Origin of the sequence: Streptomyces narbonensis, from assembly GCF_014649015.1 — a bacterium.
In the GTDB taxonomy this organism is placed as follows: Bacteria; Actinomycetota; Actinomycetes; order Streptomycetales; family Streptomycetaceae; genus Streptomyces; species Streptomyces narbonensis.
Genome location: NZ_BMSF01000001.1, coordinates 225447 through 251043, shown reverse-complemented (window position 1 = coordinate 251043; position 25597 = coordinate 225447). Strand labels below are relative to the sequence as shown.

Annotated in this window: 21 protein-coding genes and 1 pseudogene; 9 read left to right on the top strand and 13 right to left on the bottom strand. The window is 70.7% G+C overall.

The annotated features are described in order from the left end of the window. Positions 1–25 precede the first annotated feature (25 nt). The 6 genes and pseudogenes from IE124_RS01110 to IE124_RS01085 all read right to left on the bottom strand — a co-directional run bounded on the left by IE124_RS01110 (position 26) and on the right by IE124_RS01085 (position 7066). Complete coding sequence (locus IE124_RS01110; RefSeq protein WP_189503816.1) at positions 26–1063, bottom strand: zinc metalloprotease; 1038 nt, start codon at positions 1061–1063, stop codon at positions 26–28. Between the two features lie 191 nt (positions 1064–1254). Next, positions 1255–1544 (bottom strand): annotated as a pseudogene (locus tag IE124_RS01105) (hypothetical protein); the annotation flags it as partial. A 370-nt stretch (positions 1545–1914) separates the two neighbouring features. Next, positions 1915–2700 carry a M48 family metallopeptidase gene (locus IE124_RS01100; protein WP_189503814.1) on the bottom strand — a complete coding sequence of 262 codons (786 nt, stop codon included), beginning with the start codon at positions 2698–2700 and terminating at the stop codon, positions 1915–1917. 5 nt (positions 2701–2705) lie between these two features. Further along, positions 2706–6257, bottom strand: a complete 3552-nt coding sequence (locus IE124_RS01095) for a type I restriction endonuclease subunit R (RefSeq protein ID WP_189503811.1) — start codon at positions 6255–6257, stop codon at positions 2706–2708. 153 nt (positions 6258–6410) lie between these two features. Next, positions 6411–6767, bottom strand: coding sequence for a hypothetical protein (locus IE124_RS01090; protein ID WP_189503809.1), 357 nt, complete (start codon positions 6765–6767; stop codon positions 6411–6413). Beyond that, the gene (locus IE124_RS01085; RefSeq protein WP_189503807.1) at positions 6764–7066 is read right to left on the bottom strand and encodes a hypothetical protein; all 303 of its coding nucleotides are present in this window, start codon (positions 7064–7066) and stop codon (positions 6764–6766) included. Before IE124_RS01085 ends, IE124_RS01090 begins: the two co-directional genes overlap by 4 nt. A gap of 182 nt (positions 7067–7248) precedes the next feature. Here IE124_RS01085 and IE124_RS01080 point away from each other — a divergent pair, with 182 nt between their 5' ends. Continuing rightward, entirely contained in the window at positions 7249–8043 is a 795-nt protein-coding gene (locus IE124_RS01080; RefSeq protein ID WP_189503805.1) for a helix-turn-helix domain-containing protein, read from the top strand. Further along, complete coding sequence (locus IE124_RS01075) at positions 8036–8257, top strand: DUF397 domain-containing protein (RefSeq protein WP_189503803.1); 222 nt, start codon at positions 8036–8038, stop codon at positions 8255–8257. Before IE124_RS01080 ends, IE124_RS01075 begins: the two co-directional genes overlap by 8 nt. Positions 8258–8317: 60 nt before the next feature. On the opposite strand, the gene IE124_RS01070 is transcribed toward IE124_RS01075, so the two are convergent. The 5 genes from IE124_RS01070 to IE124_RS01050 all read right to left on the bottom strand — a co-directional run bounded on the left by IE124_RS01070 (position 8318) and on the right by IE124_RS01050 (position 14876). Next, on the bottom strand, positions 8318–9502 hold the full coding sequence (locus IE124_RS01070) for a restriction endonuclease subunit S (RefSeq protein WP_189503801.1): 1185 nt from the start codon (positions 9500–9502) through the stop codon (positions 8318–8320). Beyond that, entirely contained in the window at positions 9495–12086 is a 2592-nt protein-coding gene (locus IE124_RS01065) for a type I restriction-modification system subunit M (RefSeq protein WP_189503799.1), read from the bottom strand. The genes IE124_RS01070 and IE124_RS01065 overlap by 8 nt, the downstream gene beginning before the upstream one ends. Positions 12087–12179: 93 nt before the next feature. Next, positions 12180–12854: an RloB family protein gene (locus IE124_RS01060; RefSeq protein WP_189503797.1), complete on the bottom strand. Its 675-nt coding sequence runs from the start codon at positions 12852–12854 to the stop codon at positions 12180–12182. Then, positions 12854–14119: an AAA family ATPase gene (locus IE124_RS01055; RefSeq protein ID WP_189503795.1), complete on the bottom strand. Its 1266-nt coding sequence runs from the start codon at positions 14117–14119 to the stop codon at positions 12854–12856. Before IE124_RS01055 ends, IE124_RS01060 begins: the two co-directional genes overlap by 1 nt. A 148-nt stretch (positions 14120–14267) precedes the next feature. Then, positions 14268–14876: a hypothetical protein gene (locus IE124_RS01050; protein ID WP_189503793.1), complete on the bottom strand. Its 609-nt coding sequence runs from the start codon at positions 14874–14876 to the stop codon at positions 14268–14270. 163 nt (positions 14877–15039) lie between these two features. On the opposite strand from IE124_RS01050, the gene IE124_RS01045 reads away from it, so the two are divergent. The 4 genes from IE124_RS01045 to IE124_RS01030 all read left to right on the top strand — a co-directional run bounded on the left by IE124_RS01045 (position 15040) and on the right by IE124_RS01030 (position 19431). Then, the gene (locus IE124_RS01045) at positions 15040–16287 is read left to right on the top strand and encodes a helix-turn-helix domain-containing protein (RefSeq protein ID WP_189503791.1); all 1248 of its coding nucleotides are present in this window, start codon (positions 15040–15042) and stop codon (positions 16285–16287) included. 137 nt (positions 16288–16424) lie between these two features. Then, complete coding sequence (locus IE124_RS01040) at positions 16425–17582, top strand: acyl-CoA dehydrogenase family protein (RefSeq protein ID WP_189503789.1); 1158 nt, start codon at positions 16425–16427, stop codon at positions 17580–17582. Next, positions 17583–18452, top strand: coding sequence for an acyl-CoA thioesterase (locus IE124_RS01035; RefSeq protein WP_189503787.1), 870 nt, complete (start codon positions 17583–17585; stop codon positions 18450–18452). 22 nt (positions 18453–18474) lie between these two features. After that, positions 18475–19431, top strand: a complete 957-nt coding sequence (locus IE124_RS01030; protein WP_189503785.1) for a cation diffusion facilitator family transporter — start codon at positions 18475–18477, stop codon at positions 19429–19431. Here IE124_RS01030 and IE124_RS01025 read toward each other — a convergent pair. Beyond that, a complete protein-coding gene (locus IE124_RS01025; protein ID WP_189503783.1) occupies positions 19417–20190 on the bottom strand; it encodes a phosphatase in 774 nt (257 codons plus the stop codon). The genes IE124_RS01030 and IE124_RS01025 overlap by 15 nt on opposite strands. A 99-nt stretch (positions 20191–20289) precedes the next feature. Continuing rightward, a complete protein-coding gene (locus tag IE124_RS01020) occupies positions 20290–20907 on the bottom strand; it encodes an SACE_7040 family transcriptional regulator (protein ID WP_189503781.1) in 618 nt (205 codons plus the stop codon). Between the two features lie 87 nt (positions 20908–20994). Here IE124_RS01020 and IE124_RS01015 point away from each other — a divergent pair, with 87 nt between their 5' ends. Genes IE124_RS01015 through IE124_RS01005 form a run of 3 tightly spaced genes read left to right on the top strand, consistent with a single transcriptional unit; the run spans position 20995 to position 25591 of the window. Beyond that, complete coding sequence (locus IE124_RS01015) at positions 20995–22602, top strand: carboxyl transferase domain-containing protein (RefSeq protein ID WP_189503779.1); 1608 nt, start codon at positions 20995–20997, stop codon at positions 22600–22602. Between the two features lie 23 nt (positions 22603–22625). Beyond that, positions 22626–24659, top strand: coding sequence for an ATP-binding protein (locus tag IE124_RS01010; RefSeq protein WP_189503776.1), 2034 nt, complete (start codon positions 22626–22628; stop codon positions 24657–24659). After that, positions 24656–25591, top strand: coding sequence for a hydroxymethylglutaryl-CoA lyase (locus IE124_RS01005; protein ID WP_141300895.1), 936 nt, complete (start codon positions 24656–24658; stop codon positions 25589–25591). Before IE124_RS01010 ends, IE124_RS01005 begins: the two co-directional genes overlap by 4 nt. The last annotated feature ends 6 nt before the right edge of the window (positions 25592–25597 follow it).

The following is a 25597-nucleotide window of genomic DNA, read 5'->3' as shown; positions in this document are numbered from 1 at the left end:
CCGGGACGCTGTCTCTCGGCAGGGTTCAGGAGACGCCCGCGGTCTGGGCGGTCGCCAGCTCCTCGACCCGGCTGCGGTACACCTTGGCCAGGTCGCCGCCGTTGGCACCGGGGCGCCCCTCAGGGGCGGCCCCGAGCGACTCCAGGACCGCGTCGGCGCGGGCCTGACGGTCCGCCAGCCCGTCCAGGGTGTGCGGGTACAGCAGGTCGAGCCCACGCTTGTCGCCGTCCGACAGGTTCTGCCCGTCACCGGCCGGCGCACAGCTGCTGGGGGTGGACTTGTAGAAGAAGTCCGGGAAGTGGTACAGCATCACGGACTTCGTGTCGAAGGGCCCGGCGACGAGATCCGGGGTGTCCACGGTGCGGAGGTTGTGGTCCACCTTCGCGCGCGGCCATCGGTTCGGCGCACCCGCGAGGAACGTGTAGATGCCGGGTTGCCGGCCCTGGGCGTCCGCCACGAAGGCACCGGTCGGGTCCTGCGTGGGCTCGTACCCTTCCGGGTCCTCCCAGCGGAACTCGCCCTCGCAGGTGCCGCGCATGTTCTGGTGGGAGTGGTGGAACCCCAGCGCGTGCAGGAACTCGTGCCGCACGGTGCCCTCCCACCTGGTCGGCCTGTTCGTCACGAACCGCCCGAGGTTCAGGCTGCGCTGGCCGGGGTTGCCGCCGACCGGGCCTCCTCCCGCACCGATGGCACTGTCCGTGCTGTCGGTGCCCACCAGGGAGAAGAAGCCCGGCAGGTCGAAGCTGACCCTGATCTCGGCGGCGAGTTCGGTGTCGTCCTCGCTCCATCGCCGGAACGTTCCGCCGCCGTTCTGCCCGAAGTCGAGCGTCAGGTTGCAGGCGTCGGTGATCTGCTTCGTCGCTCGCGCGATGTCCGCGTGCAGCTGGTCGTTCCCGTCGAGGAAGGCGACCCGCACCGTCTTGCCCAGAGGCCATCTGCCGATGTCGGTGACGAGGAACTCCAGGCCACCGGCGGCCGTTGCGCGCCTCCAGCGGTCCCGGACCTCGATCTCGGCGACGATCTCGTCGGGCAGGGATTCGAGAGGGAGAGATTCGAGTTCCATGACGCGTCCTTTCGCATCACATTCGAAACGGTCCCCCCGACCGGTACCGGTCTGATGACGGATGGGCCGCCCGGCTCCACGCACGAGCGTGCCGACGTCGGAAACTCATGTCCCAGTATCCTCCGATTGGAGGTACTCTGCGACCCCTCCGTCACTCTAAGTGGTTCAGCGCACGCCAGGGTGACGCTGCGTCAGGACCAGAGCTTGTTGACGGCGGTCTTCGTCGTCGTGCGGAAGGCGGTCAGCGGGGCGTCCTCGAAGTCGCCCATCTGGCCCCAGCGGACGAGGGTGACGGTGCGGCCGTCGCGGCCGACGGAGAAGAGGTGGATGTCGGTGTTGCCGATCTGCGGGTCGGCGGTGTCCAGGCTGTAGACCCAGGCGCCCTCCTCGACGGCGAGCGCCCCGTGCCAGCGGCTGACCGCGTCCAGCCCGGGCACTGACGCTCGACGCGGGCGCCGCAGCCGGCGAGTGCTGTACGCAGCGCGGCGCCAGCTCACTCCTCGGGGCCAGCGACCTCGCCGACGCCCAGGCCGATCGGGCGCTGTGCCGGGCGAAGGCAGGTGCGTTCGTACGCCACCGGCTACATCGGCTTCGCGAACGCCGCAGAGGCGGCCGCGTACGCCCGTGCTCCCTGACCTCACCCACAGAAGCGCCAACCGAGACCCTCCGCGCCTCGCTCTCGCCCCACGGCAGCTGGGACCGCACGACGGCCACTCTGGGTGTCCGCCGCAGCACCATCCGCCCAGGACGTCGCCCGCTGCACCACACATCTGGCCGCGGACCTGGACGATCCGAGCATCAGTATGGGGCTGTGGTTCGCCCTGCAGTACGGCTGAGACCGGCCCAGTCGGTTACTGAGCGATCTCGCCCATCCACATGCGCCGACCCAGCTCGTCAAGCTCGGTCCGACGCTCCTCAAACTCGGGCAGCGCCATCCCCAGCAGCCGCCAGAAGTCCGCGCGGTGTCCCGGCACGCGGACATGGGCCAGCTCATGGGCGACGACGTAGTCGACCAGATGCATCGGCAGCTGAAAGAGCGGCCACCCAAGGCTCATCAGGCCGGGACCTCGATCGCCGTCGCCGGGCCGGTACCTTCCCCAGCGTCGACCGAGGTCGCAGACCTCGAGTACGGGCTCCGCGACCGCCATGCGGGCCGCCCATGGCTGGAGCCGTCCCGCGGTCCAGTTCTGCCCGGCCCGGCAGTACCACTCAGCGAGCGCCGCCCTCCCTCGGTCCGGGTCTCCGGCCTGCTCGCGGCTCATCACCAGGCGCCCGGCGATCAGTCGCACCCTGCCGTCGGCGGGCCCGTCTGCCGTGATCGCGAGCCGGTACGTCCGCCCCAGGTAACGGAAGACCTCTCCGTCCACCAACCGCTTCGCGGGATTCAGCGGGAGAGTGCGCTCGCGCGCCGCCACCTTCGTCACCACCCAGGACCAGTGCGCGCGGACGAAGCCCTCCGCATCCCCCGCCGGACGTCCCTCGGGCGCGTGCAGGGTCAGCCCTGCATCGGACTCAACAGTCAGCGCGAACCGCTTGCGGCGGCCACTGACCCGTACGCGCAGCGACAGCCCGTCGACGGTGAGGAGACTCCCCTCGGCAAGGGCAGGGAGGAGTCGGTCGTCGGCAAGAGCGGTCACCCGGCCTATTCTCCCCGTTGCCTGGCCAGAAATTGCTGCTTGTTCTCCGCCGCGAACGAGGCGAGTCGCTGGGCGATGCCGTTCAGCGGTGCCCAGTCCGTGACGTCGGTCGGCAGCAGCCCCGGAACCAACTGGCCGTGGATGATCTTCGCCAGCTCGTCCAGGTCCTGGCTCTGCCCCTGGAACGCCGCCTTGCCCATGGTCCGCCCGGCCGCGTCACAGACCGCGCCGACCAGCGGCCGGGTGCTCGGGACGTTCCGGACGACTCCCGGGATCTCCTCCAGAAGCTGGTCGATCAGCCGGTACACCTTCTGCTCCAGCGGACTGAGCCCCGCCAGCGCCGGGTCCTCCTCGTCCTCCCGCCGGGCCTGCTCGATCAGCGGGCCGAACTCCTGGATCTGCTCGTCGAAGCGTCCTGGCAGATCCCGCAGGATCTCCTCCAGCCGTTCCGAGAGCCGTGTGTACTTCTCCGGGTCCTCCCGCTTGACCCGCTCCTCCAGGTGGAAGCGCAGCGCGTGCCCCATCTCCGCTGCCGCCTCGCGCGGCGGCATGGTGCGCACCGCGTCGTCGAAGACGGGCGAGGCGAGCGAGACGGGCGCGATGACCTGCTCGATCTCCGGGCCCTCCAGGTGGTCGGCGATCATCGCCCGGACCTTGCGGCCGTAGCGGCGCAGCGTGAACGTCCCGCCCGGCGCGTCCCGGTAGAGCCTGCGGACGCGCTTCTGGAGCATGCCCCACCGCCGGGCGTCCGCCACGAACCGCAGGCCCTCCTCGTGCGGCAGCACCCGCTCCAGTACACCGAGGAACTCGTGCAGCACGTCGTCGTACCCGAACCGCGCCGCCTCGGACTCGAAGCGCTGCGCGGCCGCACCCAGCTTGGCCGGGTCGGTCAGGTCCGCGTCGTCGACGCCGTGCATGCTCAGGAAGTCGCGCACCGCCCTCGCCGCCGGCGCGAGGCCCTCGATCTCGTCCGACAGACTGCGCATGGTGTCGTCGACATCGGCCTGCTGGTACTCGGCCAGCGCGCCGGTCAGGTGCTCGAAGACGCCGTAGTAGTCGACGACGTACCCGATGTCCTTGCCCTCCATCGGCCGGTTGACCCGGGCGACGGCCTGGAGCAGCTCGGCGTCGCGAATCGGCCGGTCCAGGTAGAGCGCCTGCTCGCGTGGTGCGTCGAAACCCGTCAGCAGCATGGACTTCACGATGAGGAAGGCGACCGGGCTGTCGGGGTGCACCGGATCGGGCACGGCCCCCGGCCGGGTCTCCGGTTGTCCGGACTCCTCCTGCGACCAGGGGTGGTCGCCGGCTCCGGCGCCCGCCCCTGTGGTCTCCTGCGACGGCAGGTTGAAGGGTGTGGTGGTGACCCAGTCGGATAGGGGCCGCAGTTGGGGGAACGCCTGGTGGAAACGCTTGATGTACGCCTTCTGCCGCTCCTTGTCCGTCCAGTGCAGCCACTGACGGCGCTTCCGTTCCTCCCCCGGAGAGATCACCGGCACGAAGTCGAGACGGTGCAGCAGGGAACGGTACTGGTGGGCCTGGTAGAGGTAGCGCTGCCGGCGGGGCAGCTCCTCCAGCGGAATCCCCGCCACCGACTCCGGGTCGAATGCGGCGAGTTCGACCATCAGGAGGTCGCGCGCCCGTCGCAGCGCGTGGTGATACTCGACGGCTGCCTTCCGGCTGACGGCCGCGACCTGAGCCTTGAAGCCACCGCCCGGCAGCACCCAGGTCACCCAGTGCTCCAGCATGTCCTCGGCCTTCGCCCGGATCATGGGCTGGGATTCGGCGACGTCCCGTTCGGTGGGCCAGCGCCGCAGCAGCGCCTTGCGCTCGTCGTCCGTGCGCCCCCGGATCAGGTCGGCGAAGTTCCGGTCGAGGCCGTCCTTGTCGAAGACCTTGCCCTCGCCGGTACGGCCTTCGTAGCGGATGCGTACGACGACGCCGTCGCGCTCGGCCTCCGCCATGCGGTACGTGTCGAGGAATCCGCCGAAGATCCGGCGGGTGTCCTCCACCCGGCCGGTCATGATCGGCGTGCCGGTGAAGCCGATCTTGGCGGCGTTGGGGATGGCCCTGCGCAGGGCGGCGTGCAACACGCTCGTGTGCGAGCGGTGGGCCTCGTCGACCAGGACCAGGATGTCGGAGGACGTGTTGCACTCCGGGAAATCGGGCTCGGGTGGCGGAACGTCGGCCCGGTGCTCCTTCCGGGCCCGCTCGGCGTCCTCGTACTCCCCTGCCAGATCCCGGCTGTCGCCGTCCCCGTCTCCGCCGTCGCCTCCGGCCCCCGTGGCGAAGGCGCCACCGGTCCCGTACTTCTGGATCATCGCGAAGACGACCCGGCGCCCGCCGTCCCGGAGCAGCCCCTCCATCTGGGTCCGGGTCTCGGCCGTCTCGACGTCCGACTCGCTGAGCTTCAGCGTCTTGGAGAGCTGGTCCTGCAACTGGGTGCGGTCGGTGACGACGACGATCGTGAACTCGCTGAGCCGGTGGTGCAGATGCATCCGGCGCACGAGGAACGTCATGGTCAGGCTCTTGCCGGAGCCCTGCGTGTGCCAGATGATCCCACCACGCTCGTCTTCGAGGACGAGCCCGCCACGGGTCCGGCCGTCGACCAGCTTGCGTACGGCCTTCTCGGCGGCCCGGTACTGCTGGTGGCGCGCGGCTGCCTTGACCGTACGGGTGCCTCCGGACTCCGTCTCGACGGGGAGCGGGATGACGTAGTGGCGTACGAAGGTGAGCAGCGCGGCGGGACGCAGGACGATGCCGACGAGTTTGTGCCGCTCGTTGAGCTTGGTGACGTCGTCCGGCAGTTCCGCGAGGAGCGTGGTCGGGGCCTCCGGCTCGACGCTCCGCCAGGGATGGAAATGGTCGGGCGTGGAGGTGACCGTCCCGAGATACGCGGTCCCGGCGGTCGCGGCGACCAGCAGCTGCACGGTACGGAACAGCTCCGGCACGCCGGCGGGCAGCGGCAGGTCGGAACCGTCACGCTCGTCGTCGGCGATGGGGTCACCGGCGTAGTGCCGCAGGTCGAGCACGGCGCTGCGGACGGGGTCGGCGAGGTCGGGGCTCTTGCACTCGACGGCGACGAGCGGGATGCCGTTCACGAAGAGGACGACGTCGAGTATCGACACGTCCCCGGAGCGGTTCTTCACGCGAAGCTGGTCGACGACCGTGAACTCGTTGAGCCCGACCCGCTCCTCGTGCCACTCGATGTACTGCACGGTGGCGGAGGCCCCGCCGTGAGCGGCGGAGGGGCCGGTGAGGAAGTGCCCACTGAGCAGCAGATCGGTGGCGTCGAAGTTGGCCTGCGCGACGCCCTTCCCGAGGGAGACGGAGGCCAGCGCGGTGACGGACCGCGACACGTCGGTGCCGTCCATCCACGACTCGCCGTCGTCGGCCCGGACGTTGATCCGCCGCAGGGCGGCGCCGAGCTGATCGACGAGCAGCGGGGTACCGGCGTCCAGCGTGCCGACCGCCGTCCCCGGGACGTGCGTCCACCCCATCGCCTCAAGCTGCGCGACGATCGGCCGCTCCACCTCGTCCCGCTCGACCTGCACCACCATGCCCGCCCCCGCGCCTTCCGCCCGCCGTCACCCAGGTCCCGCTCAGTTGATCCATTCTGCGCCCTGAGCGGGGCGGGTGGGAGAGTTCCAGCCGTGCGGGCCGGTGACGTACCGGGGCATGTCGGGGTACGTCACCGGGGGTGGCGGGGTCGGTCAGACGTCGAGCGGGCCGGTGTCGCCCTCCTCCTCTTCGGACGCCTCGCCCTCCTGATCCTCAAGTACGGGTACGGGGAGCCGGGCGCCCCGGCTCCTCGCGATGCGGTGCACATCCCGCAGAGCCTCGGCCATGCGGGCCACGACGAACCGGAGCTGCTCGGGGGTGACCTGGCGGTCGTCGACCATGTCGGCCGCGTGGCCGAGGAGCTCGGCGGCCATGCCGAGCTGGACGCTCTCGATGTTGTCGGCGACGCGGGAGAGGTAGCCCGTGCCGTCGCCGATGAGGTAACAGGGCTTGCCCTCGGGGCTGGACCAGGGGAGCAGTCGCCCGTTGTGGATCGTCCGGCCGATCACGCGACGACCTCCACACCGTGGATCAGGCGCGGCCCGATGTCGATGCCGTGCACGGCGAGCCAGAGGGCGCGCCGGCGCGCTCGCTGACGACGGGCCCGCTCACGCTGCTCGTGGGCGAGGAGGTAGGGGCGGACGAGAGGGCTGTCCTCGCCTCGGAGGACGGGCTCGGGCGGGCGGCCGGGGACGGGCGGTACGGCGATGGGCGGCGCGGCGGGTACCTCCGGGGGCTGGTGACACTCCGGCGCGGGCCACAGGAGCCGCAGCAGCGACTCGAAGATGCGGGCGATACAGTGCGACACGTCGTCAACTCCGGTGGTTGATGGCCACGCCCCCGGGCCGTTGACGCGGCTGCGGGGGTCTTTCGTGCGTGGCCGGCGAATAGGCATCGCTGTGTAGCGATCCCCTCACAGAGTGAGACGGGTCGGGCTAGGCTCGCCAGGGGGTAGAGAGTGACGAAGCTTTTGTCACATGGGAGTTGACCATGAGCAGCATCTACGGGGTCTGGTTGAAGGAACAACGGCTGGCGGCCGGACTCACGCAACAGGAACTGGCCGACATGGCGGTCATGACCCGTTCGCACATCGCGCACATCGAGGCGGGCCGCCGCATCCCGTCGAAGGAGGACGCCCGCCGCCTGGACAGGGCCCTGGGCACGGGAAACGTCCTGAGCAGCTTCCTGCCGGACGACGGCGCGGCAGTCGCCGACTACTTCGAGTCGGCGCGGCTCCTCGAACAACAGGCGGTGATGATCCGGGAGTTCGCGCTGTCGTTCATCCCGGGCATCCTCCAGACGGAAAGGTACGCGCGTGCGGTTCTGAGCACGTCGTTCCCTCCAGTGAGTGAAGAGGAGTGTGACAGGCTCGTTGTCACACGGCTTGAGCGGGCGAAGATCCTTGACGACCCGGTGATGCCGGTAGTTTGGGCGCTGCTGGACGAGGCAGTGCTACGCCGGGTAGTGGGCAGCGAAGGGATCATGGCGGAGCAGATCACGCACATGGTTCGCCTGGTGGAGTCGAGGCGTGTACGGGTACACGTGCTGCCGTTCGGCGTCGGCGCCTACCAGCTGCTTCAGGGCATGCTGAGCCTGATGTGGTTCGAGGACCAGCCGCCTCTCGCGTATGCGGAGGGGAACAGCGTGGGCACAGTCCACGACTCACCCGCGCTGGTCACCCGACTCCAAGGTGCCTACGATCTCGCACTGAGCGATGCGCTTCCGCTACGGGAATCACTCGCCCTCCTGAGGGCAACGGCAAAGGACTACGAAGATCGTGAGTGACCACACCATCCCCGACAGTTCCGCCCTCCACGGCTGGCGCAAGTCTTCACACAGCGGCCCTGAGGGTGGCAGCTGCGTCGAGATCCTGGACGGCCACCCGTCAGGCGTCCCGGTCCGCGACTCCAAGGCCTCGCACGGCCCTGCGCTGATCTTCCCGACGGTCGGCTGGTCATTGTTCGTCACGGCCGTCAAGCGCGGCGAGTTTCCCGCCTGACCTCCAAGGACTCCCGGCCCCTGTCGTGCGACAGGGGCCTCGCCACATCCCCACGACTGCTCAAGCCTCGCCCGACAACAGGTCGTCCACGAGCCCCCTCTTGAGGTCTCTGAGCTTCGCGAGTTCAGCCGTCTCAAGCTGCTGTCGGCCTCTCACGGCCGCAAGTTGCCCCAGGAACCGCAACTGCCCAGGAACATCCATTTGCGGAAAGGGGCAGCTGCGGATATCGGAACCATTGATACTTGCCTGCGAAATGGCACTCTTCGCTCGCGCTCGAAAATGCGCCTTTGCCGCGCGACCCCCCAGCCACGTTTCAACGAACGCCGGAACGGCTCGGCCCGGCAGCACTTTACAACGCATCATGTTCGACTCGAACACGGTCCTCTCAACCAGATCCCCAACAGCGGTAGACTTCCCAACCAGTTCCAGGGAGTTCACCCGATTGATGAGGATGTCCCCGGTAACCAGCCCGTAGCGTTCAGCCTCACTCGCCCCGAGCGAAAGTCGGAGCAAGTTCCGAGTGAAATCCGATGGCCCGCCCTTGAAACTGTCGATGCGGACAATTGGTGTCCCCTCAGGATCGTACGAGGACGCAGGCTTGTAGATCCCGTTCTGGGGGCCATAACTAAGAACGTCCTCGAACGTGCCACACTCCACACTATCGAGTTCCTCCATCAAGCCAGCCCTGAGTTTATCTAGCTTCGCGATCGACTTCTCGATGGCGCGCTCCTGTGCCGACGCCGCATCGATGATGCCAACAATCCGCCGCTGCTCAGTCAACTCGACGGGGTGGGGGACAAGGTGCTCCGCAAATTTATCCTGCGGTAGGTGCGCGATGCTCGTCTGGCTGACGCCATCGACAAAGAGACCGTGGCGGGCCGCATAGGACATGTAGTGGAGCATGTAACGGGGTTCAATGGCTCCCCGCGTTCGTAGCCGGTGTAGCGACATTTGGAAGTAGCAATCAGATTGCTGCCCCTCCCAGATAGCTGTCCTCCCCACCTCTCCACCTTCCGTCACGAGGAGGTCACCCGAGAGCAGCCGGAACCGATTTCGCTCGGCTGCACTGAAGCTCATTCGATTCAGCTCGCCAAATCGAATGAGATTCCACTGCACGTTCTTGTTCGTGACGTACTCGTACTGCTCCAGCCCTGCCGATGCCTCTTTGTTCAGCTTCTTGCCGATCTGCATGTCGAAGAGGTCACCCACACGAGTCCGGGCCCACCCAGACGGAAGCTCACGCATAGCCCAGCTCCTTCAGGAACCCGTCCAGCGTCACTGCAGCCCGCTCCCGCTCCGCCCGGATCTCCCGCAGCGACACCGCGTACTTGTCCGCCCACACCCCAACCGCGTCGACCAATTCCCGCCGCCGACGCACCACATGCCCGTCCAGCTTCCCCGCCAGATCGTCCCGCAGCAGCTCCAACACCACCCGGCGCTCCCCCTCCGCGTCCAGCGCGGCCCGCGCGGCGAACAGCCTCGGCGGTTCCTCGCCCAGCTTGGGCGGGTCGCTCGGCCACGGATACCAGAACTCCGCCTCAAGCCGCTTGATCAGGGCGCCAGCCTTCGCGCGGTCCTTCTTCACCTGCGCGAGCTCCGCCAGCTGTTCCACGCTCAGCGCGACGGTCTCGCGTGTGACAGCGTCCTCGTCACCTTCCGGCTCGCCGTCCTCGGACGGCTCCGGCTCCGCGTTGAGTTCCTTCCAGCGCGCGTCCAGGTCCGCCTTGCGCGCGTCCGCCGCCGCCAGCTCCTCCAGGAAGTCCGGGGCGATCGCCGCGACCACCTTGTGGTCGTACGCCTGGCGCCGCTCTGCCGCCGTGCGCTTACGCAGCTTCCGCGTCTTCGGGTCCTGTTCGGGTGCGAGCAGGGTGTCGACGTTCTCCACCCAGCCGTCCAGGACGCCCGCGAACCCGTTCTCCGACAGGGCCAGCAGGTCGTACTTGGCCTCGTACCACCACCCCGCCACCGCGCCCGCGAGCGCGTACCGGTCGAGCAGTCCGACCCCGCCCAGCCGCTCCACGAACGACTCGATCAGCGAGCCCCGCACCGCCATCAGCGCGGCCTTGCGCTCCGAGGACGTCAGGTCGGCCAGGCGCTCGGGGGTCGCCGTCACCGCCTCCAGGTGCCGGGCCTCCTCGTCCCACCACTTGGCGAAGGCGGTCCGCAGCTCGTCCTCGCGCGGGCGGGCCAGTTCCGCGAGCCGGGCCGCGTCCGGGCGCTGCCCTTCCGGCAGAAAGTCCATGTACGCCGGGTCGACCGGGTCCCGCTCGGCGAAGAGGTCGGCCGGAACCACCTCGTACGCCTCCAGCAGGTCCTGCTTCGCCTCGATCTCCGCACGCGGCACCCCGCCCACCAGATGCGCCCGCACGTCCTGCGGCTCCGGCGGCGGCGTGTTGTCCACGTAGCGGCGGATGTTGAGGTTGTCGTCGTTGTCGCGCAGCTCCTCGCGGCTCACCACACGCGAGAAGCCTGGCACCTCCGCGTACCCATGGAAGGTGGAGGTGATCTTCTCCGCGTGCTCGGGCAGAAGGACGTTCTGCGCCGACTCCTTGCGGTACTCGCGGTCCGCGTTGATGAACAGCACCTTGCCCGCCCGCGCCGGGTCCTTCTTCCCCGGCGGGCGCAGCAGCAGGATGCAGGCCGGGATGCCCGTGCCGTAGAAGAGGTTCGGGGCAAGTCCGATGACCGCCTCGATCGTGTCGTCGTCCAGCAGCTTCGTACGGATCTCCTGCTCGCCGCCCCCGCGGAACAGCACGCCGTGCGGCATGACCGTGATGACCATGCCGCCGCGCCCCTCCCGCTTCGTCTCCCATAGCATGTGCTGGAGGAACATCAGGTCGGCCTTGCCCCGCTCGCTGGTCGCCCCGTACGTCGTGCGCTGCGCGCCGTACAGGAGGTCGCTGAGGGTGTAGTCCATGGAGAACGGCGGGTTGCTGAGGACGCCGTCGAAGCGGTCCGCGTCGGTGCTCGGTACGTGTGCCGGCTCCGCCAGGGTGTCGCCGGTGCGCAGGTCGAAGCGGCGCACGCCGTGCAGCACCATGTTCATCGTGGACATGATCCAGGAGCCGCTGTTGGCGTCCTGGCCGGCGAAGAACATGTCCGTGGTGTCTCCGCCGTGTTCCTCCACGTACTCCTTGGCGTGGATCAGCATGCCGCCCGAGCCGACGCACGGGTCGTAGATCCGCATGCCCTGCCGGGGGCCGAGCAGCTCGACCATCATGCGGACGACCGCGCGCGGGGTGTAGAACTCGCCGCCCTTGCGGCCCGCCGAGTCGGCGAACTCCTTGATCAGGTACTCGTAGGCGGCACCGATCAGGTCGGGGAACTCGAAGTCGTCCGTCCGCAGCCGAATGCGTCCGAAGTGCGCGATGAGCAGCTTCAGCCGCTGGTCGGCGAGTTTGGCTGCGCCCGCCGCCGCGCCGGAGCCGCCGATGCGGTTGAAGTCGAGGTGGTCGAAGAGTCCCTTGAGCTTGCTGTTCTGGCCTTCGAGCGCCTGGAGCGCGGGCCGCAGCCGGTCCTCGTTGATGTTGTGCGTGGCCGAGGAGATCTGTGCCCAGCGGGCGACCTTCGGGACGTAGAGCACGTCACGGTCGCCATAGGCGGACTCCTGCTCCAGGTAGCTCTCCAGCAGCTCGCCCGTGAGTCCCATGCTCTTCGCCGCGTGCTCCCGGATGTGCTCCCGGGCGGCCTCGAACTCGTCGTTGGCCCGCTTCAGGAAGAGCAGGCCGAAGATGTAGTCCTTGTACTCGGAGGCGTCCATCGTGCCGCGGAGGATGTCCGCGGCGGCGAAAAGATGCCGCTCCAACTGCGCGAGCGTGAGCTTGGCCACGAGTTCGACTCCCTACGTCCCCGGTGTGACGTAGGAACCCTACGGCGGCGGCGGGCTCCCCGCGAAAACGGACGCCCGGCCCCCTCGCTCGCGTCAGTACGAGGTGATTCCGAGCCCGTCCTCGACGAAGGCGAAGACGTCGGTGTACGGATCGCGCTTGACCAGCGGTACGTGGTCACCGTGCGTCGCGTTCATCTTCAGCGCGCGCTTCTTGGCCTCCGCGAAGCTGCCCCGCGCGATCTGCTCCGGCAGCACGCTCTTGATGTTCGCCGCGTCCTTGGCGAACGGCAGCCGTGCCGTCGCCTGTCCGCAGACCCCGCCGAACGTGCCGCTCACCGCCTTGTGGTGCAGCAGCCGCCACACCTCGAAGCACGGGTGCGAGAAGGCGACGCGTACGTCCCCGTCACGGGCCTGCTTCAGCGCCGTGTCGATGGATTCGTGCTCGTCGCGGTCGAACAGGCACCAGACCTGCGGCCAGAACTCCTGCTTCAGGCCGTTGCGCTTCGCGTCGCGCGCTTCGTCCCGCATCAGCTGTACGGCTGCCTCGACCAGTTTGATCGGCTTCCGCTGGGAACCCGGTGCGGTGGAGTTCGCGATCCGCACCTCGACAGCCAGGGAGGGGTCGGCGTAGACACCCCGGGCCTTGATGATGCTGATGTAGTCGGGCTCCGTGACCCGGCCCTCGGTGAAGACGTGGACGACCCGGCGGCGGCGCCCACGCTGCTGCTTCGCGGGAGCCAGCTGGTCCCTCCCCCTTGTACGTGCCATCAGCTCAGCTCCGCCCCGTCCCCACGATCCTGCTCATGCCCTGTGGCGGCCAGCAGCCGCCGGGCGATCTGGCCCTCCAGGAGATCGGGAACCGCGCCGAAGGCTCCGGCCAGATAGGACTTCATCAGGTCCTCGTCCTTGCCCGGGGAGGCGGCGGTGAGCGGGTAGAGGTCGGTGGCCCCGTCCTCGTCCTTCTCCGTCAGCCACACCTGGGCGGGCTCCAGCAGGCGTCCGCCGCTCGGTGTGCTGAGCACCGATGGGTCGTGCGAGGTGAAGACGAGCTGCGCGCCCCTCGGATTGGCGTCCGGGTCGTGGAAGAGCCGGACCACCTCGGCGGCGAAGCGGGGGTGCAGGCTGGAGTCCAGTTCGTCGACGAGCAGGACCGCGCCTTCGTCGAGGGCAAGAAGCAGGGGGCCGAGCAGGGCGAACCATGAGCGGGTACCGAACGACTCGTCGTGCCAGTCGAAGGACACCTCACCCGAGGCCGACCGGTGGGTGAGTTTCACCGTGGAGGGGCCCCGCCCCTCCTGGACGACTTCCGCGCCGGTGATGCCGAGGTCCGCGACCCGCAGCAGTTCGTTGATGCGCCGTGCGCGCGTCCCCGAGAGCTCCCGCGTGGTGAACGCCTCGCGCTGCGTCCGCTCGTCCTCCGGGTTGATGAGCCAGAGGTTGCGGCGGAACCAGTGGAAGAGCGGAGAGAGCTGGGGGTGGTTGTCCGTGCCGGCCGTGGACAGGAGCAGGGCGTTGGGCCGGGTACGCCGTACGAGCTGGGCCCGGTCCTTGACCCGGGCGCCGGGCCATTCGTACACCTCGCTGCGTGAGGCGTCGCGGTCGAGCCAGACCTGGCGGTGGCCGCGGGGGTAGCTGTGCAGCCATTCGGCCTCGACGCGCTCCGGGCCGAGCTCGAACCCGTACGTCCAGCGCACATCCTCGATCACCAGGTCCGCTTCGAAGAAGCTCGGCTCACGCTCCTCCTTGCCGCCGCCCAGCTCGAAGGGGCGTCGCGGAATGCCGTCGTACGACGCCCAGCGCGCGTAGGAGTTGAGGACGGCGGTCCGCATGTCGGTCATGGCGGCCAGGACGTTCGACTTGCCCGACGCGTTGGCGCCGAAGACGCCGATGAGGGGCAGAACCCCGAGCGCTCCGCTGCCGGCGAGATGCAGCGACCGAGCGGCGGCACTCGGCTCCCCCTCGGACACGACGAAGGACAGTTCCTGCTCATCGCGCAGTGACCGGACGTTCGCGGTACGAAACCTCAGCAGCATGCTGCCCCCTCTCCGCGGCCAGCGTAATGGTCATCAATGACAGCGGCTCGCTCCAGGGCCCGCGATCTCCCTGCCGTCGCTCTCCTCCGGCGCGCCCAGCGGGGCCGGGCGCGCAGGGGGAGGGACGATCAGGGCCGCTCGGAGTCGGTCACGGCCAGAGCTTGTTGACGGCGGTCTTCGTCGTCGTGCGGAAGGCGGTCAGCGGGGCGTCCTCGAAGTCGCCCATCTGGCCCCAGCGGACGAGGGTGACGGTGCGGCCGTCGCGGCCGACGGAGAAGAGGTGGATGTCGGTGTTGCCGATCTGCGGGTCGGCGGTGTCCAGGCTGTAGACCCAGGCGCCCTCCTCGACGGCGAGCTTGCCGTGGTAGGCGCTGACGGCCTGCAGGCCCGGGTTCTGCCGCTCCAGCAGGGGGCCGCAGCCGGCGAGGGCCTTGCGGAGGGTGTCGACCAGCTTCACGGCGTCGGCCTCGGTGCGGGCCACGGTGGTGACCTGGACGCCGTTGGTGTCGAGCTCGGTGCTGAACTCGCGGTAGCGGGTGTTCTGCGCCGGGATCTTGTACGGGGCGCAGAGGACGCCGCCGTTCTCCGGGACGCCGGCGAAGACCTGGGTGGCGGTCCACGGCGTCGACGACGGCGGCATCTGGGAGGCGGCGAGGAAGGCGGGCTGGGCGGCGGCCTGCGCCGGGGCCGTGGCGAGGGCCGCGAGGCCCAGGGCGGCAGCGGCGGCGGTGGCGAGTGCGGTACGGAGCTTGTTCATGGTGGTGGATCCCCCGTCGGGTCGTTCGGTCAGTGCTCCACCAGCGTCGGGCCGGCGCCCGCCGTCGGCAACGGTGACGCGCCCACCATCCGTCCCGGAACCATTTCACCCCCGCTGACGTGCAAGGACGTGAAGGGTGGGACGCGGGGCCGAGGGGGATGGAATGCCGAAGAACGCCACCGTCGAGGAGTTCGCGCGGCTCGTGCGCGCGCTGAAGGCCCGGGACGGGAGGAGTTACGAGGCGCTCGGCCGGCGCCTGAGCGTCAGCGCGTCCACCCTCCACCGCTACTGCTCCGGCGCGACCGTCCCGGAGGAGTTCGCCGTGGTCGACCGCCTCGCCCTGCTGTGCGGGGCGGACGAGGAGGAGCGGCGGGCCCTGGAGGCGGCCTGGACCCGCGCGGACGGCACCCGCCGCCCTCCGGTGCCGGAACCCGCCGCGGAGCCGACGCCCGGACCCGCCGCGGAGACGCCCGAGCCCGGTGCGGAGCCGGCGCCCGAGCCCGCCGCGGAGCCGAAGCCGGCCGAGCCCGCACCGGCCCCCGAGCCCGCCCCGGCCCCGGAGGCGGCCCCCGAGCCGGCCCCGGAGCCTGCGTCCGAGCCCGAGCCCGAACCCGAGCTGGAACCCGTCCGCGCGCGCGTGCCGGGCCTCCCGCCCGAGCGGCGGAGGCGTCGGTGGGGGTGGGTGGGCGTGGTCGGCGGGGCGCTGGCGGTCGTGGGGACGGTGACGCTCGGAGCCGTACTCCTGCCCGGGAAGACCCCGGAGCGGGCCACCGAACCACCGGCGCCGCTGACGTGGACGGTCGGTTCCCACCTCTGGCAGAACGGGTGCGGGCACGCCTACCTCGCGGAGCGGACGCCCCCTCCCCCGCCGGAGGCGGCCGACGCGCGGAGCTGGGCGACGGCGCAGGGGGCCGTGCACGGCGGGGAGACGCTGGTGCGGGTGTCGGTGCAGGGGAAGAGCGCGGCGGCCGTGGTGCTCCAGGCGCTGCACGTGCGGGTGGTGGAGCGGGGCGCGCCGCTGCCCTGGGCGGCGTACCGGATGGGCGACGGGTGCGGCGGGGCGGTGACGCCGCGCCGTTTCGAGGTGGACCTGGACCGGCCGCGGCCCGTGGCGCGGGCGGTGGACGGGTACGACGCCTCCGGGCAGGAGGGCCGGACGCTCCCCGCGGTCTCCTTCCCGTACGCGGTCAGCGCCGCCGAGCCGGAGGAGCTGCTGGTCTCGGCGGCAGCGGCGGGCTGCGACTGCCGCTGGTACCTGGAGCTGGAGTGGAGCAGCGAGGGCCGTTCCGGGACGGTCCGCATCACCGACGAGGGCCGGCCCTTCCGCACCTCCTCCCTCACGGGCAGGCCCGCGTTCGGGTACGACGACGCGAGCCGTCGCTGGGTCCCCGCGGAGGCCGACGGGTCCTGACCGCGCAGAGGAGGGACGTGACATGGACAACCTTGGGCGCACAGATCTGGACAGCGATACGAACCGATGGGTAACTTGACTGAGCAAGCGCTTAGGCATAGTGGGCCAGGGTGCCCAGGACTCCGAGGAGGCGGCTCGTGCGCCGTACCGTATTCAACGAGGACCACGAGGCGTTCCGGGAGACCATCCGCGCCTTCATCGAGGCCGAGGTCGCCCCTGTCTACGACGAGTGGTTCGCGGCGGGACAGGCGCCCCGCGACTTCTACTACAAGCTCGGCGAGCTGGGCATCTTCGGCATCAACGTGCCCGAGGAGTTCGGCGGCGCGGGCCTGGACACCCACAAGTTCGAGGCCGTCCTGTACGAGGAGACCTCGCGCGCCGGCGTGAACTTCGGCGGCTCCGGCGTGCACGTGCTGCTCGCCCTCCCCTACATCAAGATGCTCGCCACCGACGAGCAGAAGAAGCGCTACCTGCCGAAGTTCGTCTCCGGCGAGGAGATGTGGGCGCTGGCGATGACCGAGCCGGGCACCGGCTCCGACGTCGCGGGCATGAAGACCACCGCCAAGCTCTCCGAGGACGGCACGCACTACGTCCTCAACGGCTCCAAGACCTTCATCACCGGTGGCGTCCACGCCGACCGCGTGATCGTCTGCGCCCGCACGTCCGCCCCGACGGCCGAGGACCGCCGCCACGGCATCTCCCTCTTCGCCGTGGACACCAAGTCCGAGGGCTACTCCATCGGCCGCAAGCTGGACAAGCTCGGCCTGCGGACCTCCGACACCGCCGAGCTGGCGTTCGTCGACGTGAAGGTGCCGGTCGAGGACCTGCTCGGCGAGGAGAACAAGGGCTTCTACTACCTCGGGCACAACCTGGCCTCCGAGCGCTGGGGCATCGCCTTCGGCGCGTACGCCCAGGCCAAGGCCGCCGTCCGCTTCGCCCAGCAGTACGTCACGGACCGCACGGTCTTCGGCAAGCCGGTCGCGCACTTCCAGAACACCAAGTTCGAGCTGGCCGCCTGCCAGGCCGAGGTGGACGCGGCCGAGGCCGTCGCCGACCGCGCCCTGGAGGCCCTGGACGCGGGCGAGCTGACCCCGGCCGAGGCCGCGAGCGCCAAGCTCTTCTGCACCGAGGTCGCGCACCGCGTCATCGACCGCTGCCTCCAGCTGCACGGCGGCTACGGCTACATGAACGAGTACCCGATCGCCCGCCTGTACGCCGACAACCGCGTCAACCGCATCTACGGCGGCACCAGCGAGATCATGAAGTCGATCATCGCCAAGTCGATGGGCCTGTAAGTGCCCGACGGTCACACGGCTCTGGATGACCTGCTCGATCTGCTCGACCTCGAACAGATCGAGCGGGACATCTTCCGGGGCGAGTCCCGCTCCGCGATCGTCCCCCGCGTCTTCGGCGGCCAGGTGGCCGCCCAGGCGATGGTGGCGGCGGGGCGGACCGTCCCGGCGGACCGGCTCGCCCACTCGCTCCACGCGTACTTCCTGCGCGCCGGCGACCCGGGCGCGCCGATCGTCTACACGGTCGACCGCATCCGCGACGGCCGTTCCTTCACCACCCGGCGGGTCGTCGCCGTCCAGCACGGGCAGCCGATCTTCCACCTCTCGGCGTCCTTCCAGACGTACGAGGAGGGGCTCGACCACCAGGTCGACATGGCGCCCGCCCCGGACCCGGAGTCGCTCCCGACGCCGGCCGAGATGCTCCCCCGCCACCTCCCCCGTGAGGTCGCGGACCGGCTGATCGAAGCCCGCGCCGCCGTCGACCTGCGCTATGCCGAGACGCCCCCGTGGGGGACGGTCGGGACCCCGCGCGAGCCCCGCTCCCAGGTCTGGTTCCGCACCAACGGCAAGCTGGCCGACGACCCCCTGCTGCACGTCGTCCTCGCCACGTACGTCTCCGACATGACCCTCCTCGACTCCGTCCTGCTCGCGCACGGACGCGGCGGCTGGGCCGTCGGTGACGTGGTCGGGGCCTCCCTCGACCACGCCATGTGGTTCCACCGGCCCTTCCGGGCCGACGAATGGCTCCTCTACGACCAGGAGTCGCCGACCGCGTCCGGCGGACGCGGCCTCGGCCAGGCGCGGATCTACACGCAGGACGGGCGGCTCGCGATCTCCGTCATCCAGGAGGGTGTCGTTCGCGTGCCGCGCTGATGATCGGACATACCGTCCGATCATGGCGGATGCGGACAGCGGCGAAAGCACCTTCACGGTGATCGTGGCGGCGGCGGCGAACCTCGGGATCGCCGCCGCCAAAGCCGTCGCGGGGGTCGTCAGCGGATCGAGCGCGATGCTCTCCGAGGCGGCCCACTCGCTCGCCGACACCGTCACCGAGGCCATGCTGCTCACCGCGCTCAAGCGCAGCGATAAGCCCGCCGACGAGGACCATCCCGTCGGGTACGCGGCCGAGCGGTACGTGTGGGCGATGCTCGCGGCCGTCGCCACCTTCGTCGGCGGCGCGGTCTTCTCCGTCTACGACGGCATCCACACGCTCACCCACGGCGAGGAGCTCGGCGACCCGACGATCTCGTACGTCGTCCTCGGCGTCGCCTTCGTCCTGGAGGGGTTCTCCCTGCGGACCGGGGTCAAGCAGGTCAAGGCCGAGGCGGAGCGGATGAAGGCCCCCTTCGGCCGCTACCTCCGGCTGACCGCCGACACCACCGTCAAGGCGGTGGTCATGGAGGACTCCGCCGCCCTCGCCGGACTGATGCTGGCGGCGGGCGGCCTGCTCGGCGGCCAGATCACCGGCTCCGGCGTCTGGGACGGCGTCGCCTCGATCCTCATCGGTGTCCTGCTCGTGTACGTGGCCTGGGTCCTCGGCCGCTCCAACGCCGAGCTCCTCATCGGCCGGCCGCTGCCCCGGCCCATGCGGGCGGCCGTCCGCGAGGAGCTGCTCACCGTCCCGCACGTCGTGGACGTCCTCGACCTGACGACCCTGATCCAGGGGCCGTCCGAGGTCCTGGTCGCCGCGAAGATCGACTTCCGGGACGTCGCCTCGGCGGAGCAGATCGAGTGGGCCTGCGAGGACGCCGAGGACCAGCTCCGCGAGCGCTTCCCGGCGATCCGCCGCGTGTACCTGGACCCGACACCGGGCCTGGGCCGGCGTCGTGCCCGGCCGTCAGAGCAGGCCTGAGGCCTCCAGTGTGTACGTCGTCATCGGCTCGTAGTAGCGGGGGTCGATCACATGGTCGTCGAGCGGGATCGTGACCTGCATCGTGCCCTCGGCCTCACCGATGAAGAGGGCGGGGTCGTTGCAGTCCGCGTAACCGACGGAGTCGATCCCGCGCTGGCCCGCGCGCCCGGCCCAGCCGTGGTCCGCGATCACCAGATCGGGGCGCCCGTCCTCGCCGAGGGCGTCCAGGATGGCGTTCATCGGCTCCGGGGAGTGGGTGTGCCAGAGGGTGGCCCCGCGCTCGAAGACGGCGACGTCGGCGAACTGCACGACGTACCCCTCGTCGGCGATCAGCCCGCCGGGGATCCTGACGATGTCGCAGCCCTGGGCGCGCAGCGCGGCGGCGATCCGGCTGTGGACGTCGATGAGCGAGCCGGGGTGGCCGGTCGCGAAGAGGACCCGCTCCTTGCCGGCGGCCGCCTTGCGGAGGCGGGCGGCCATCCGGTCGAGGCCGTCGACGGTCAGCTCGGGGTCGATGGTGTCCTGGCCGACCCGGTGGGCCGGGTCGTCGACGACCCCGCAACGCTCCGCCATCACGGCGAGCACGTCCTGCTCGTCGGCCCAACGGTCGCCGAGCTCCAGCCCGAGCCAGTAGTGCCGGTCGCCGTTGGCGAGCTTTCTGTAGTGGGAGAGGTTGTTGTCCCGCGGCGTGGCGACGTCTCCGGCGATCCGGGTACGCACGAGGTGCTCGACAAGGGCGGGGCGGCTGAGTATCGGCATGGGGCTCATTCTGTCCGAGGACAGGGGGCGACGAGCAGCCCGTCCCGTTTTCTGGACCCCCGCGCCCGCGCCACCCCACCCGGCGCCGCCGGACACCCCCTAGGCGCGCGCCAGCGCCCCGAACGCCCCGTGCGCCAGCCGTCGCAGCAGCTCCTCCATCGACTGGCGGCCGAGGGCCGCCAGGTGCGGGGTCGAGTTCAGGAGGCCGAAGACGGCGTGCACCGCCGTCCGCGCCTCGCTCTCGGAGGAGTCCGGGTACAGCTCCCGCACGACCGCCACCCACAGCTCCACGTACTGCCGCTGGAGCTGCCGCACCCGCTTGCGGTCCTCGTCCTTGAGGCGGTCGAGCTCCCGGTCGTGCAGCGTGATCAGCGGCCGGTCGTCGAGGGCGAAGTCGATGTGGCCGTCGACGAGCGAGGCCAGCACGGCCTCGGGGTCGCCGGCGGTCTCGCCGACCCGGATGCGGCCCCCGGTGAGGAGCCGCTCACTGATCCCGACGAGGAGCTCGGCGAGCATCGCGTCCTTGCCGGGGAAGTGGCGGTAGAGCCCGGGGCCGCTGATGCCGACGGCCGCCCCTATTTCGTCCACGCCCACCCCGTGGAAGCCGCGCTCGGCGAACAGGCGGGCGGCCTCCCTGAGGATCTGCTCGCGCCGCGTCGGGGCCGCGGTCCTGCCACCGGCCTGCGGCGTCGTGGTGGGGGTCGGGATCGTGGTCATGCGATCGATTCTAGACAACCCGGTTAGCGGTCGTTAACCTGGGCGCCATACGTTAACGCTCATTAACCGAGCAAGGGAGCTCGAGGGATGCAGCAGGCACCTGTGCTGACGAGCGCGGCGGATCCCGCGTCCGCGGCCTGGCAGGCCAACGAGTCGGCGCACCACGAGCTGGCCGCGACCCTGCGCGCCAAGCTCGCCGCCGCCGCTCTGGGAGGCGGTGAGAAGTCCCGCGCCCGGCACACGGCGCGCGGGAAGCTGCTGCCGAGGGACCGCGTGGACACCCTCCTGGACCCGGGCTCGCCCTTCCTGGAGCTGGCCCCGCTGGCGGCGAACGGGATGTACGGCGACCAGGCACCGGCCGCCGGGGTCATCGCCGGCATCGGCCGGGTCTCGGGCCGCGAGTGCGTGATCGTCGCCAACGACGCGACCGTCAAGGGCGGCACGTACTACCCGATGACGGTGAAGAAGCACCTGCGCGCCCAGGAGGTGGCGCTGGAGAATCGTCTCCCCTGCCTCTACCTGGTCGACTCGGGCGGCGCCTTCCTGCCGATGCAGGACGAGGTCTTCCCGGACCGGGAGCACTTCGGCCGGATCTTCTACAACCAGGCCAGGATGTCCGGCGCGGGCATCCCGCAGATCGCGGCGGTCCTCGGCTCGTGCACGGCCGGCGGCGCGTACGTCCCGGCGATGAGCGACGAGGCCGTGATCGTCCGGAACCAGGGCACGATCTTCCTGGGCGGTCCGCCGCTGGTGAAGGCGGCGACCGGCGAGGTCGTCACGGCCGAGGAGCTGGGCGGCGGCGAGGTCCACTCCCGGATCTCCGGCGTCACCGACCACCTCGCCGAGGACGACGCCCACGCCCTGCGCATCGTCCGGAACATCGTCGCCACGCTCCCCGAGCGCGGCCCGCTGCCCTGGTCGGTCGAGCCGGCCGAGGAGCCGAAGGTCGACCCGGCCGGGCTGTACGGCGCGGTGCCGGTGGACTCCCGTACCCCGTACGACGTGCGCGAGGTGATCGCCCGCGTCGTGGACGGCTCCCGCTTCCAGGAGTTCAAGTCCGAGTACGGGCAGACGCTGATCACCGGCTTCGCCCGGATCCACGGCCACCCCGTCGGGATCGTCGCCAACAACGGCATCCTGTTCGCCGAGTCCGCCCAGAAGGGCGCGCACTTCATCGAGCTGTGCGACCAGCGCGGGATCCCGCTCGTCTTCCTCCAGAACATCACCGGCTTCATGGTCGGCAAGGCCTACGAGCACGGCGGCATCGCCAAGCACGGCGCCAAGATGGTCACGGCCGTGGCCACCACCCGGGTCCCGAAGCTGACGGTCGTCGTCGGCGGTTCGTACGGCGCGGGCAACTACTCGATGTGCGGCCGGGCCTACTCCCCCCGCTTCCTGTGGATGTGGCCCAACGCCAAGATCTCCGTCATGGGCGGCGAGCAGGCCGCGTCCGTCCTCGCGACGGTCAAGCGGGACCAGCTCGGCGACGACTGGAGCGCGGCGGACGAGGAGGCCTTCAAGGCTCCGATCCGCGAGCAGTACGAGACCCAGGGCAGCGCCTACTACGCCTCGGCCCGGCTGTGGGACGACGGGGTCATCGACCCCCTGGAGACCCGGCAGGTCCTCGGCCTCGCCCTGACCGCCTGTGCCAACGCGCCCCTGGGTGACCCCCAGTTCGGCGTCTTCCGGATGTGAAGGGCCCTCAGGAGATGCACAGCATGTTCGACACCGTCCTCGTGGCCAACCGGGGCGAGATCGCCGTCCGCGTCATCCGCACCCTGCGGGAGCTCGGCGTCCGCTCGGTGGCCGTCTACAGCGACGCGGACGCCGACGCCCGGCACGTCCGCGAGGCGGACACGGCGGTACGGATCGGTCCGCCGCCGGCCGCCGAGTCCTACCTGTCGGTTCCGGCGCTCCTCGACGCCGCCGCCCGCACCGGGGCACAGGCCGTGCACCCGGGCTACGGCTTCCTCGCGGAGAACGCCGCCTTCGCGCGGGCCTGCGCCGACGCCGGTCTGGTCTTCATCGGCCCGAGCGCCGAGGCGATCTCCCTGATGGGCGACAAGATCCGGGCGAAGGAGACCGTGAAGACGGCGGGCGTGCCCGTCGTCCCCGGCGCCGCCGATCCCGAACTGGTCGAGGCGGCCCGCGAGCTGGGCGCTCCCGTCCTGCTCAAGCCGTCCGCCGGCGGCGGCGGCAAGGGCATGCGGCTCGTCCGGGACCTGACGGTCCTGGAGGAGGAGATCGCGGCGGCCCGCCGTGAGGCGCGCGCGTCCTTCGGCGACGACACGCTGCTCGTGGAGCGGTGGATCGACCGGCCCCGGCACATCGAGATCCAGGTCCTCGCCGACACCCACGGGAACGTGGTGCACCTCGGCGAGCGCGAGTGCTCGCTCCAGCGCCGCCACCAGAAGATCATCGAGGAGGCGCCGAGCGTCCTCCTCACCCCCGAGATCCGCGCCGCCATGGGTGCGGCGGCGGTCGAGGCGGCACGGTCCTGCGGCTACGTGGGCGCGGGCACGGTCGAGTTCATCGTGCCGGGCGTCGACCCGTCGGCGTACTACTTCATGGAGATGAACACCCGTCTCCAGGTCGAGCACCCGGTGACCGAGCTGATCACCGGCATCGACCTGGTGGAGTGGCAGCTGCGGGTGGCCGCCGGCGAGCCGCTCCCCTTCACGCAGGACGACATCCGGCTCGACGGCTGGGCGATCGAGGCCCGCATCTGCGCGGAGGACCCCTCGCGGGGCTTCCTCCCCTCGGGCGGCACGGTCCTCGCGCTGAACGAGCCGCAGGGGAACGGAGTCCGGACGGACTCGGGTCTCTCCCAGGGCACGGAGGTCTCGTCCCTCTACGACCCGATGCTGTCGAAGGTCATCGTCCACGCGAAGGACCGCCCGACGGCCCTCCGCAAGCTGCGCGCGGCCCTCGCGGACACGGTCACCCTCGGCGTCCCGACCAACGCGGGCTTCCTGCGCCGCCTCCTGGCCCACGAGGACGTGATCGCGGGCGACCTCGACACGGGCCTGGTGGAAAGGGACGCGGAGAGCCTGGTCCCCGAGGGCGTCCCGGCCGAGGTGTACGCAGCCGCGGCGCTGCTGCGCCAGTTCCCGGCCGCACCCCCTGCGGAACCGGGCTGGACGGACCCCTTCGACGCCCGTACGGGCTGGCGCCTCGGCGGCCGGCCCGCCTGGACACCGCACCACTTCCGCATCCCGGGCCACGAGCCGGTCCCGGTTCGCGTACGCGGCACCGCCGCGACCGCCGAGCTCCTGCTCGGCGAGCCCGGCGAAGCCGGCGCCCTCACCGCCACCCTGGGCGGCACGCCCTCCGCCCCCGGCAGGGTTTCGGGCAGCGGCGGGGTGGGGGACATCTCCGTCTCCCTCGACGGCGTCACCCACCACTTCACCGTCGCCACCTCCCCGGAGGGAGTCTGGCTCGGCCGTGACGGCGACTCCTGGCACGTCCTGGACCACGACCCCGTCGAGGCCGCGCTCAGCGGGGCGAGGCACGGCGGGGCGGACACGCTCGCCGCGCCGATGCCCGGCACCGTCACGGTCGTCAAGGTGGCCGTCGGGGACGAGGTCGAGGCCGGGCAGAGCCTGCTCGTCGTCGAGGCGATGAAGATGGAGCACGTCATCTCCGCCCCGCACGCCGGCACCGTCACCGAGCTCGACGTCACGCCCGGCACCACCGTCGCCATGGACCAGATCCTGGCCGTGGTGACGCCCCACGAGGAGGAGGACGCATGACCACCGGCCTGCCCATGACCGTCGCCGACCCCTCGCTCCCCGCCCGGGTCCGGATCCACGAGGTCGGCGCCCGCGACGGGCTGCAGAACGAGAAGACGGCCGTCCCGACCGCCGTGAAGGCGGAGTTCGTCCGGCGGCTCGCCGCCGCCGGCCTGGACACCGTCGAGGCCACGAGCTTCGTGCACCCGAAGTGGGTGCCCCAGCTGGCCGACGCCGAGGAGCTGTTCCCGCTCGTCCGCGACCTGCCCGTCCGCCTCCCGGTGCTCGTGCCGAACGAGCGCGGCCTCGACCGGGCGCTCGCGCTCGGGGCGCGGGAGATCGCGGTCTTCGCCTCGGCGACCGAGTCCTTCGCGAAGGCCAACCTCAACCGGACCGTCGACGAGGCGCTCGCGCTCTTCGCGCCGACGGTCACCCGCGCCATAGAGGCGGGCCTCAAGGTCCGCGGCTACCTCTCGATGTGCTTCGGCGACCCCTGGGAGGGCGCCGTCCCGATCGAGCAGGTCGTCCGCGTCACGAAGGCCCTCGCCGAGATGGGCTGCGACGAGCTGAGCCTCGGCGACACGATCGGCGTCGCCACCCCGGGCCACGTCCAGGCGCTCCTGACCGCGCTGAACGAGGCCGGGGTCCCCACCTCCCGTATCGCCGTGCACTTCCACGACACCTACGGGCAGGCCCTGTCCAACACCCTCGCCGCGCTGCGGCACGGGGTGACGACGGTCGACGCCTCCGCCGGCGGCCTCGGCGGCTGCCCGTACGCGAAGAGCGCCACCGGCAATCTCGCCACCGAGGATCTCGTGTGGATGCTCGACGGTCTCGGCATCGAGACCGGGGTCGATCTGGCCGCCCTCACCGCCACGAGCGGGTGGATGGCCGAACAGCTGGGCCGGCCCAGCCCTTCCCGTACCGTCCGCGCCCTCTCCCACAAGGAGTGACGAAAC